At 33.3% G+C, this 11,430-nt stretch carries 10 protein-coding genes; 5 read left to right on the top strand and 5 right to left on the bottom strand.

The window, feature by feature from the left end:
• From OS188_RS12455 to OS188_RS12445, 3 genes are all read left to right on the top strand, one after another.
• Positions 1-1,902, top strand: a 1,902-nt coding sequence (locus OS188_RS12455) for a T9SS type B sorting domain-containing protein (protein WP_267149178.1), incomplete at its 5' end; no start/stop codon positions are given.
• A gap of 49 nt (positions 1,903-1,951) precedes the next feature.
• Positions 1,952-2,869, top strand: coding sequence for a PorP/SprF family type IX secretion system membrane protein (locus OS188_RS12450; protein WP_267149177.1), 918 nt, complete (start codon positions 1,952-1,954; stop codon positions 2,867-2,869).
• Between the two features lie 11 nt (positions 2,870-2,880).
• The gene (locus OS188_RS12445; protein ID WP_267149176.1) at positions 2,881-4,884 is read left to right on the top strand and encodes an OmpA family protein; all 2,004 of its coding nucleotides are present in this window, start codon (positions 2,881-2,883) and stop codon (positions 4,882-4,884) included.
• A 132-nt stretch (positions 4,885-5,016) separates the two neighbouring features.
• Here the strand turns inward: OS188_RS12445 and OS188_RS12440 are convergent, their stop codons facing one another.
• Together OS188_RS12440 and OS188_RS12435 are read right to left on the bottom strand one after the other, a co-directional pair.
• The gene (locus OS188_RS12440; RefSeq protein WP_267149175.1) at positions 5,017-6,129 is read right to left on the bottom strand and encodes a BamA/TamA family outer membrane protein; all 1,113 of its coding nucleotides are present in this window, start codon (positions 6,127-6,129) and stop codon (positions 5,017-5,019) included.
• Positions 6,129-6,767, bottom strand: a complete 639-nt coding sequence (locus OS188_RS12435; protein WP_267149174.1) for a hypothetical protein — start codon at positions 6,765-6,767, stop codon at positions 6,129-6,131. The genes OS188_RS12440 and OS188_RS12435 overlap by 1 nt, the downstream gene beginning before the upstream one ends.
• A gap of 235 nt (positions 6,768-7,002) precedes the next feature.
• Here OS188_RS12435 and era point away from each other — a divergent pair, with 235 nt between their 5' ends.
• The gene (gene era / locus OS188_RS12430) at positions 7,003-7,884 is read left to right on the top strand and encodes a GTPase Era (protein WP_267149173.1); all 882 of its coding nucleotides are present in this window, start codon (positions 7,003-7,005) and stop codon (positions 7,882-7,884) included.
• 76 nt (positions 7,885-7,960) lie between these two features.
• Here the strand turns inward: era and OS188_RS12425 are convergent, their stop codons facing one another.
• Positions 7,961-8,467 (bottom strand): GTP-binding protein, encoded by a 507-nt coding sequence (locus OS188_RS12425; protein ID WP_267149172.1) that lies wholly within the window; start codon positions 8,465-8,467, stop codon positions 7,961-7,963.
• Between the two features lie 239 nt (positions 8,468-8,706).
• Here OS188_RS12425 and der point away from each other — a divergent pair, with 239 nt between their 5' ends.
• Positions 8,707-10,011 (top strand): ribosome biogenesis GTPase Der, encoded by a 1,305-nt coding sequence (gene der / locus OS188_RS12420; protein ID WP_267149171.1) that lies wholly within the window; start codon positions 8,707-8,709, stop codon positions 10,009-10,011.
• A 171-nt stretch (positions 10,012-10,182) separates the two neighbouring features.
• On the opposite strand, the gene OS188_RS12415 is transcribed toward der, so the two are convergent.
• Positions 10,183-10,989, bottom strand: a complete 807-nt coding sequence (locus tag OS188_RS12415; RefSeq protein WP_267149170.1) for a TPM domain-containing protein — start codon at positions 10,987-10,989, stop codon at positions 10,183-10,185.
• On the bottom strand, positions 10,989-11,426 hold the full coding sequence (locus OS188_RS12410) for a TPM domain-containing protein (RefSeq protein WP_267149169.1): 438 nt from the start codon (positions 11,424-11,426) through the stop codon (positions 10,989-10,991). Before OS188_RS12410 ends, OS188_RS12415 begins: the two co-directional genes overlap by 1 nt.
• Between the last annotated feature and the right edge of the window lie 4 nt (positions 11,427-11,430).

Genomic DNA, 11,430 nt, shown 5'->3' with positions numbered 1-11,430 from the left:
GGTGATGAAACTGAAGACGATCAAGACAGCGTGTTAATTACACCTACCGATCTAGTAGCCGATTTATCGCTTACAAAAGAAGTAGTAAACGGAAATACAACACCATTAGTTGGGTCTCAAATCGCTTTCTTAATCTCAGTAACTAACGATGGTCCACAAGACGCAACAGGCGTAGAGATAGTAGATTTATTACCATCAGGATTTGATTATGTGTCTTTCAGTACATCATCTGGAACATATAATAATGTAACAGGAGTTTGGACTGCCGGAACAATTACAAACGGAGCTACCGAAACTCTAACTATAAATGTGGTAGTAAATGAAACAGGAGATTACCTGAACATTGCAGAAGTAACAGCATCCGATTTACCTGATCCAGATTCTACACCAAATAACGGTGATGAAACTGAAGACGATCAAGATAGCGTGTTAATTACACCTGTTGATTTTATGGCAGATTTATCATTAACCAAAACAGTTGTTAATGGTAATGACACTCCAAACGTTGGAGATCAAATTACCTTTGAAATTACAGTAATTAACGACGGACCTAATGCTGCCACAGGAGTAGAGGTGGTAGATCTATTACCAGCAGGGTTTAGCTATTTAGTTTATAGTTCAACTTCAGGAACCTATAATCAGGTAACCGGTTTGTGGACTGTAGGCGATATTCCAAATGGAGGTACTCAAACATTATTAATTAATGTTTTGGTTAATGCTCCAACAGGAACTCCGGGAGAGTACTTCAACTCAGCGCAAGTAACTGCAAGTGATATTGCAGATCCGGATTCTACACCAAATAACGACGATGGAACTCAAAGTGAAGATGATGAGGATGGTATCTTAATTATGACTGAAACTGCAGATTTAAGTTTAAATAAATCAGTAAGTAATAGCAATGCCAATGTTGGCGAGGTAATAACCTTTACACTTCAAATTGATAATGGAGGAAATAGTACGGCTACAGGAGTTGCTGTTCAGGATATCTTACCAATTGGTTATAGTAACATCACAAACATCTCTAATGGAGGTCTGTTGTTTGGTAGTGTTATTGATTGGGCAAACTTAACAGTTCCTTTAACTGGATTAACATTGACTTATCAAGCTACTGTTAACTTACCAACTCTTGCAGATGACGAGTATTTAAACATAGCTCAAATTACAGCTAGCGATCAGTTTGATCCTGATTCTACACCTAATAATGACGATGGTGATCAAAGTGAAGACGATGAGGATAGTACCTTCATTAATACACCAACAACAGATATTGAGGTTATTAAAGTTGTAAATAATGAAAATCCTAATATTGCAGACGAAGTGATATTTACAATTACAGCGGCTAACCTAGGAGGTCTAGATGCAACAACAGTAGAAATTGTTGATGTTCTACCTGCAGGATACGAGTTTGTTTCTTATAATGCAACTTCAGGTACTTACAATAACTCAACTGGATTATGGTTAATTCCAACCGTTGCAGGTGGAGAAACGGAAACCTTAGATATTACAGTTAAAGTATTGGATATTAGCGATTATCTGAATATCGCATCCTTAGAGTACTTAGATCAAATTGACTCAAACAATAGTAACGATAGCGATGATGCGATTATTAGTCCTTCATGTTTAAAAATCTATAATGAGTTCTCACCTAACGGAAACGGTAAAAATGAGTTCTTCTATATAGATTGTATAAACAATTATCCAAATAATAATTTATTGATTTATAATAGATGGGGGAATTTAGTTTACAGTAAAGATGGTTACGACAACACTTTTAATGGTGAGTCTAACGGAAGATCGGTTTTCAACAAAAATGAAAAATTACCAGTAGGGACCTACTATTACATCCTTGATCTTGGTGATGGATCGGAAAGAAAATCTGGTTGGCTGTATTTAGCTAGATAATAATAACTAAAATAACATTTGATTATACCTCAAACATAAATATTACAAAATGAATTTAAAAAATAAAATAACAATCAGCTCATTAGTGTTTCTACTAACACTAGTGAGCTACGGTCAACAAGATCCTCAGTACACAGACTATATGTTTAATACATTAACTGTAAACTCTGCGTATGCAGGATCTCGAGGCCACTTAACTCTAACAGGACTTCATAGATCGCAATGGGTTGGTCTGGATGGTGCGCCAACCACCCAATCTTTTAGTGTAGATTCTCCAATTGGGAAAAATGTTGGTTTGGGAGTTTCGCTGGTTAATGATAGGATTGGACCATCGGACGAGTTTTATTTAGATGCAAACTTTTCATATACTTTAAGACTTGTAAAAGATAGAAAGTTATCTTTTGGAGTTAAAGGAGGAGGAAAGTTGTTTAATGTAGATTGGACAAGAGGTTCGTATCAAGAAGACGAAGATATCTTCCAAGACAATATTGAAAATAAATTCTTGCCTACTATAGGTGCTGGTGTTTACTATCATACCAATAAAAGTTATATAGGACTTTCAGTTCCTAACTTTTTAACCAATCAGTATTATGATGCTATTCAGAATTCTGTAGATGCAGAAAGATTGCATTTCTACTTAATTGGAGGAATGGTCTTTGATTTAAATTCTAATTTAAAATTTAAACCAGCATTTTTAGGAAAGTTTGTTACTGGAGCTCCAATTATTGTAGATCTGTCGGCTAACTTTATGATCCATGACGTATTAAGATTAGGAGCTTCTTATAGATGGGACGACTCGGTTAGTGGATTAGTAGGTTTTCAAATTTCTCCACAATTAATGATTGGTTATGCCTATGATTATACAACAACAGAAATACAAGATTTCAATAATGGAACTCACGAAATAATGCTCCGTTTTGATTTAATATCTAAAGAAAAGCAACTTAAATCCCCACGTTTCTTCTAAACCAAAGCTAAATGAAAAATACAATTACACTACTAATATTATGCGCAATTACTTTTTCTTATGGGCAAAACAGCTCTACGGAAAAAGCAGACCGCTTATTCGACAAAATGTGGTATAAAGAAGCTGCTGTATTATATGAGAATAAAATACAGAAGCTGGAAAAAAGAAATAAACAAGATAGCACAAATCAGCAAGACTATTTTAGAGTTTTAAAAAGAGCTGGAGATGCTTATTTCTTTAATACAGATATGAAAAATGCAAACCGTTTTTACGATCAGTTAATTTCAAATTTTAATGAGGAGGTAAGTCCGGAATATATTTTTAGATATGTGCATTCTTTAGAAGGTATTGGAAAATACAGAGAAGCGAAATACTGGATGAAAGAGTTTGCTAAAAGATCAAAGGAAACAGACGATAGATCGAAAAATTTTGATCAAGTAAACTTCGAAATCGAAGATGTTTTAAATATGGAGCCAAGATTTTTACTTAAAAACCTATCTATTAATACTAAGTATTCAGATTTTGGACCTATGTACTATAAAGATCAGTTGGTGTACTCTTCTACTGTTGATACCTCAAATTTCCATACTAGAATATACGAATGGAACAAACAACCATATCTAAATATGCATTTGGGAGAAATGGACGGTCTTGAATCTGATGTTGTTAATATTGGCGAATTCGCAAAAAACTTAAACACCAGATATCACGAAGCTACTTTGGCCTTCTCTCCAGACGAAACCAAAGTATATTTTACTAGAAACAACTATAATGGAAAACTAGGTAGAGATGGTAAGGGAACTAACCATTTAAAAATATATAGTGCAGAATTAGCAAAAGATAAAGACAGCACTTTAACATGGCAAAACGTAAAAGAACTTCCGTTTAACAGCGAAGAGTACTCGGTAGGTCACCCAACTGTAAGTAGCGATGGAAAGTTATTGTATTTCGTTTCAGATATGCCTGGCTCTATTGGTGGAACAGATATTTTTGTAGTAGATATTTTAGATGAAGACGCTACAAATGAAAATGGCGAAAAATCTAATGGGTATTCTACACCAAGAAACTTAGGAGAAAAAGTAAACACTGCTGGTAGAGAAATGTTCCCGTTTATAACAGATAGAGCACTTTATTTTGCTTCAGATGGACATTTAGGTCTTGGAGGTTTAGATGTTTTTCAGAGTAAAGTTCAAGATAGTACTTTTCAAAGCCCGGTTAATTTAGGAGCTCCATTAAATAGCGAGTTAGACGATTTTGGTTTTATTGTAAACGAAGAGAAAAACAAAGGCTTTGTTTGCTCTAATAGATTGTCTGGAAAAGGTGATGACGATATATATTCTTTTATACGTGAAGATATAATCTGTAATCAGCTTATTCGTGGTTCTGTAGCTAATAACATAACAGGAGAAAGCATTGCAGATGTAAAAATGATCTTAATGGATGAAAATGGCGTCAAATTAGATTCAACTCTAACAGATTTAAGAGGAGCTTACAAATTTAAGCCACGTTTAGATTGTTCTACTACATTTAATGTTATGGCCTCTAAAAATAACTATGAAACTAGAGAGAAATTAGTTCTTACTTTAGATAAATCTGGAGAAACAATTGTTCCTCTAGGTTTAGATAATATGCTAATTGTAAAAGAAGGTGATTTACTTAAAATTAAAATAGGAATTATTTATTTCGACTTGGATAAATCTTTCATTAGAAACGATGCAGCTGTAGAGCTTAATAAAGTGGTTTTATTGATGAAAGAATATCCTAGAATGATAATTAAGATAGAATCTCATACAGATTCAAGAGCAAGAGATGCTTATAACCTGCAGCTTTCAGATAGAAGAGCAAAAGCTACAAGAGATTATATTATATCTCAAGGAATTGAAAGTGATAGAATTGAAAGTGCTATTGGATATGGAGAAACTCAACTAATCAATAACTGTTCTAATGGCGTTCCTTGTACAGAAACAGAGCATCAAATGAACAGAAGATCCGAGTTTATAATTTTGCAAATGTAAATCTACCTAATAGGTTTAATATAAGTAGACATTGTAATTTGTTTTACGGACTTATATTAGTAATAGTATAGAAAAAGGTTGTTTAAAATATTATTTTTAGACAACCTTTTTTATGTTTTGTTCTTGAGGTTTTTAAAAAGCCTCATTAATTCCAAAGTAAATACCGCTACTGCCGTCTATACCAATTCCCGCATCCAAGCGCACCCAGGTATCTTGGGTTTTTAGAAGTTTAAATCGGAGTCCACCTCCAGCACTAGGTTTTAAATCGTTCATACTAAAAAGTTCTTTTTGATCGTTTGCCACCTTTCCAACCAATCCGTATCCAGCCAATGCCCAGCGCGGTTTAAATCTATACCTATATTCGGCTTGAAATAAATACAAACTTTTATCTATATATCTCCCTTGGTAATATCCTCTAGCTCTATTTCCACCACCATACCAAGCTAATCCTTGAAAAGGAGGGTTTCCATAATTACCTTCGTAATACAGTTGTAAAGCCGCAATGCTGTTTTTACCTAATTTTTGGTAGGTACGCAAATCGGCAATAAACTTGTTGTATGTTTGAGTTGCTCCAAAAAGTTCGCTTGAAAACTGAGCATTCATTTTTAATAAATGTCCAGAAAAAGGCGAACCTATATTATCTCTAGTATCTAGGTTAAATATTACTCCAAAACCACTAATTATAGCGCCATCGCTACCAGTTATGTCACCAGCGTCTAAAAGACCACCTTCAGTTACTTTTGTAACGTCGTGGTTTTCATAAATATATTCAAAACCAAAATTTAAAGAAGGAGGAAGTCGTTTTAAGAAGCTTACTTTTAGAATTTTCGAAGTCATATCGTAAGATTCCTCGTTGCTATTTGGAGTTGTATTCCCAATTCCCCAAAAATTATTAGGGAATATTTTCCACTTAAAATTCATGTCTAGAAAATAATCACCATCTCCAAAATATATTTGCGGAATAACATCTATTATAAATTGCTTGTTGGAGGTCATTATAAAATCAACAAAAATATTTGATACCCTGTCATTATAAATATTCTTCTGTTTTAGTAAAAATATTTGTCCTCCAGCTCCAAAACCAAAGCTTGTTTCTGGAGTGTAAAATACAATTGGAATAGCTACAAATTGAATTTTCTTATTCTTATTTATCGTGTCAGATTTTACAACATCGTCCTTAGTTTGACTATAGCCAAGAGAACTTATAAAAAGACTTGTAAATATGAATAAAAAAAGCTTTTTCATTATAAGGGTTTCGTGTCTAATAATATTTTAAATCCGAAAGAAAAGGATAAATTACTCAATTCGTAAGTAACCTGTTTCGTGTTATTGTCAATATTAGTTTCTTGTTTTAAATCTAACCAATATATATTGTAATTTAAACCAAGATCAAAAGATACACGATCTTGAATAACATAAGAAAAACCAAATGTTGAAAGAAATCCAAAACCACCACCTCCATTAACATTTTCAATATATGTATCAGCTACCAGGTTTCCAATAGTTTCTCTATAGAGCGCATATCCAGGGGATAAGCTAAAAAAAACAGATCCAACATTACTTGGCGATAAAAAATAAGTTCCTTTTGGTCCAATAAAAAAAGTTTCAGAAGTATTTTCAGAATCTTCATTTTCTAGATTACTTCTTTCCATATTGGCAGATAAGCCAATATTTAACCGGTCTATTAAAAACTTTCCTGTACCAATTTCTATTCGGTACCAATTGCTAATAGATTTATTATCTGTTTTAGTGTTTTCGAAAGAACCAGAACCTATAGAACCAGTAAGTCCTGTAAGCCATCTCCCTTTTCTAAAAGGAGTAACCTCATCAGCTTGCTTTGTAGAATCAGTCACTTTGTCTTGAGAGAAACAAAAGCTGGGCATTACAAAAATCCATGCTATAAATAAAATTATAAAATACGGTTTGTTTACCACTTAAATCTACACTTTAAAACAGGTTTGAATAATAGCACTAAAGTATTAAAAAAAAACCTACAAAATATTTTATGAACTAAAAAGATGAAAAACAAAAACTAAATTTTCCATTTTGAATTTATTAGTTATTTGGTTTGTACCAAGTTTAAAATTTTAAAAACTATCTTTGCCATAAGAAAATAACATGATGCATAAAGCTGGTTTTGTAAATATTATAGGAAATCCAAACGTTGGAAAATCGACATTAATGAATGCTTTTGTTGGCGAAAAACTTTCGATAATAACATCGAAAGCTCAAACCACAAGACATAGGATTCTGGGTATTGTTAATGGGGAAGATTTTCAAATGATTTTATCTGATACCCCAGGAATTATCAAGCCAGCATACCAGTTACAAGAATCTATGATGGATTTTGTAAAATCGGCTTTTGAAGATGCCGACGTGCTTATTTATATGGTTGAAATTGGTGAAAAAGAATTAAAGGACGAAACTTTTTTTAAGAAGATTACTAGCTCTAAAATTCCTGTTTTATTACTGTTGAATAAAATTGATAAATCAGATCAGAAACAATTAGAAGAGCAAGTTCAAAGTTGGGCAGAGAAAGTTCCTAACGCTGAAATTTTTGCTATTTCTGCCTTAGAAGGATTTCAAGTAAAAGAAGTTTTTAATCGTATTATAGAATTACTGCCAGATTCGCCACCTTTCTACCCTAAAGACCAATTAACGGACAAACCAGAACGTTTTTTTGTTAATGAAACCATTCGTGAGAAAATTTTAATGCACTACAAAAAGGAAATTCCTTATGCAGTTGAAATCGATACCGAAGAGTTTCTTGAGGAAGAAGAGATTATTAGAATGCGCTCAGTAATTATGGTAGAACGCGAAACTCAAAAAGGAATTATAATTGGTCATAAAGGTTCTGCCCTAAAACGGGTAGGTATAGAAGCCAGAAAGGATTTGGAAAAATTCTTTGGCAAGCAGGTTCACTTAGAACTTTATGTAAAAGTGAATAAAAATTGGCGAAGCGACCAAAGACAGTTAAAAAGATTTGGTTATAATCAGTAAGTTTTTTTTAGACATTAGTATCCTGAATACTGAGTTCTTTCTACGCTCTAAAAATTGCCCACTACCTACTACCCACTTATTGACTGCGCAAGGTATCTCTCATAAACCCATGAAGCAGATGCATTTGTTCCATGCCAGCTTGTTTGCCTAATCTCCCCACAAAATACAATACTATCCAACAAATAATCATTAATAACATCACACTTATTTGAATGCCATAAGTTGTTTTTAAAGTCCAATTGGTATAGGCCCAAGCTCCAAATCCTATAAAAAAACTTGCAACAATAAAGTGAAAAAACATAAACATGGTCCAAACGGTTGGGTTTGGGCCAAATAAGCCTCGAATTGTACTTGAATTTTCATTTATTTCTTCTATTTCCAAATGCAATTGCGGCGACCAAAAATGTTGTTGATGCTTTGGAAATTTAATAAATACATGGTCGTCTATTCTGGAAACAATAAAATTCTTCTGTTCTTGCTTAGCTTGATCAAATAACCCTAATAATTTTTCATTATTTTGATCTTTTTCAAACTTAAAACGTGGTCTTAAAACCACTTCATTGATTGTTGAGGAGTTGGACATATAGTTCTTTAAATCATTTTATTTTTTAAATTATGTTTTTATGTAGATAGTTTTAAAAAGAAATAAAAAGCTTTTAGAATTTTTTTTAAACTTTCAGAAAGTATCAATAAACAGTCAATTAAATTATTAAGTAATGATAGTGATTTTTATTAGACGCACATATTTATTTTTTTTTTGAATTAAACAAAATACAATTTAATACTTAGCATATCATTATATTTGCATCAAAATTTATTAAAATGAGTAACATAGTTGCTATTGTAGGAAGACCTAATGTAGGAAAATCCACTTTTTTTAACCGTTTAATTAAAAGAAGAGAAGCTATTGTAGATGCTGTAAGTGGCGTAACAAGAGATAGACATTACGGAAAAAGTGATTGGAATGGGAGAGAGTTTTCTCTTATCGATACAGGAGGATATGTAAAAGGAAGCGACGATGTTTTTGAAGCAGAAATCGATAAACAAGTTGAGTTAGCTATAGACGAAGCAGATGCTATTATATTTATGGTAGATGTGGAATCTGGTGTTACAGGAATGGACGAAGATGTTGCAACCTTACTTAGAAAAGTGAAAAAACCTGTTTTTTTAGTTGTCAATAAAGTAGATAATGCTAAAAGAGCCCAAGATGCGGTAGAATTTTATTCTTTGGGCTTAGGAGAGTACTTTACTATTGCCAGTATTAATGGTAGTGGAACAGGAGACTTATTAGATGCACTTGTAGAATCTTTACCTGTAAAAGAAGAAGTAGAAGAATCTGAACTTCCTCGGTTTGCTGTGGTAGGAAGACCAAATGCTGGAAAATCTTCTTTTATAAATGCATTAATTGGCGAGGACAGATATATAGTTACAGATATTGCTGGAACAACTAGAGACTCTATAGATACTAAATACAACCGTTTTGGATTTGAATTTAACCTTGTAGATACTGCTGGAATTAGACGTAAGTCTAAAGTTAAAGACGATTTAGAGTTTTATTCTGTAATGCGTAGTGTTCGTGCTATAGAACATGCAGATGTATGCTTGTTAGTTATGGATGCCACACGCGGTTTCGATGGGCAGGTACAAAATATCTTTTGGTTGGCAGAGCGCAACAGAAAAGGAATTGTAATTCTAGTTAACAAGTGGGATTTGGTTGAGAAAGACCATAAATCGACCAACGAGTACGAGGGAATTATTAGAAAAGAAATTGAGCCTTTTACAGATGTGCCAATTGTATTTATTTCTGTATTAAATAAACAACGTATTTTTAAGGCTATAGAAACGGCTGTTGAAGTGTATAATAACCGCAGTAAAAAAATTAAAACTAGTAAGCTTAACGAGGTGTTACTTCCTATTATAGAAAATTATCCTCCACCAGCTTACAAAGGGAAATTTGTAAAAATTAAATACATTATGCAGTTGCCAACACCGCAACCACAATTTGCGTTTTTCTGTAATCTACCTCAATATGTAAGAGATCCTTATAAGCGATTTTTAGAAAATAAACTTCGTGAGCATTTCGATTTTAAAGGTGTTCCAGTAAGTGTTTATATGCGTAAAAAGTAATTGTTACTTCAGTGTAAATGAAAAAGGTTCTACATCTTGTAGAACCTTTTTTTTATTAGATAATATGGAATTTTACTTTAATAGTCTCTGTTTTTAATACCAGACTTTGCAACGGTAAATTTAAATTTCGAACTCAGACTACATACATAATCCAAAGCTTCTAGTAAAAGTTTACCAACTTCCTCCAGCACCTCCACCAGAGAATCCACCACCACCGAAGCCGCCTCCAAAGCCTCCACCAGAAGAACCTCCTCCAAAACCTCCAGAAGAACCTCCATAGCCTCCACGTCCCATATTGCTTAAAATAATAGCATCGAGAATACTAAAGCCTCCAGATTTATTACTTCCGGAACCTCCAGAGCCACCTCTTCGGTTTTTAGAGATAGAGATTAATATTATGATGAAAAAGATAATTAGGAATATAATAAAACCTCCAGGCGATTCAGAGTTCTTATCAGACTTTCGAGTGCCCTGATACTCTCCCATTAAAACCTGGAAAATAGCATCTGTTCCTTTGTCTAAACCACTGTAATAATCCCCTTTTTTAAATTCAGGAATAATGACGTTTCTAGTAAGTTCGCCAACAATTCCTGCGGTGAGTTTATGTTCTACGCCATAACCAGGAGAAATCCATATTTTTCTATCGTTTCTAGCTAATAAAATAAATACGCCATTATCCTCTTTAGCTTGTCCTATTCCCCATTCTTGAGCCCATTTGGCAGATAAAAGTCCAATGTTTTCACCTTTGGCACTAGGGATAATAACTACAACTATTTGAGTAGAAGTGGTATCAGAATATTTGATGAGCTTCTGTTCTAAACTACTTTTTTCTGAAGCAGAAAGCAGCGACATATAATCGTAAACACTTGTTTGTTCTTTGGGTATTTTAGGGACATCAAATTGCGCCAATAAGTTTTGCGAAAAACACAAACTCACGAACAGAACAATAAAAAATTTAATGTGTTGAGGCTTTAACATTATCCTTTGGATATTTCGTTGCTTAATTCATCAATATCATTGTGTTGCCACGGAAAGTGTTTCTCTAAAACTTCTCCAGCTTTTAAAATACCATCCACAAGACCTTGTTTAAAATTTCCAGATTTAAACTGAGCTTGAATAGTATCTTTTGTAGTAGTCCAAAAGTCTTTCCCTACAATATCGTTAATACCTTTATCGCCATAAATAACAAAAGTTTTATCTTCTACGGCTACATAGATTAAAACCCCATTTTGTTCTTTGGTATTATCCATCTTTAGATAATGGAATACTTCCATGGCACGATTAAAAGCATCAATTTTAGAAGATTTTTCAAGATGCACTCGTATTTCTCCAGAGGTGTTTTTTTCGGCTGTACGAATAGCGTTAACAATCTCTTGTTCTTCTTGTGCAGTTAAAAAATCTTCTATTTTTGACATGATA

It is taken from the genome of Xanthomarina sp. F1114 (genome assembly GCF_026410255.1).
In the GTDB taxonomy this organism is placed as follows: Bacteria; Bacteroidota; Bacteroidia; order Flavobacteriales; family Flavobacteriaceae; genus Xanthomarina.
Note: the sequence above shows the minus strand (reverse complement) of the source record. Positions and strands in the feature narration are given on the sequence as shown.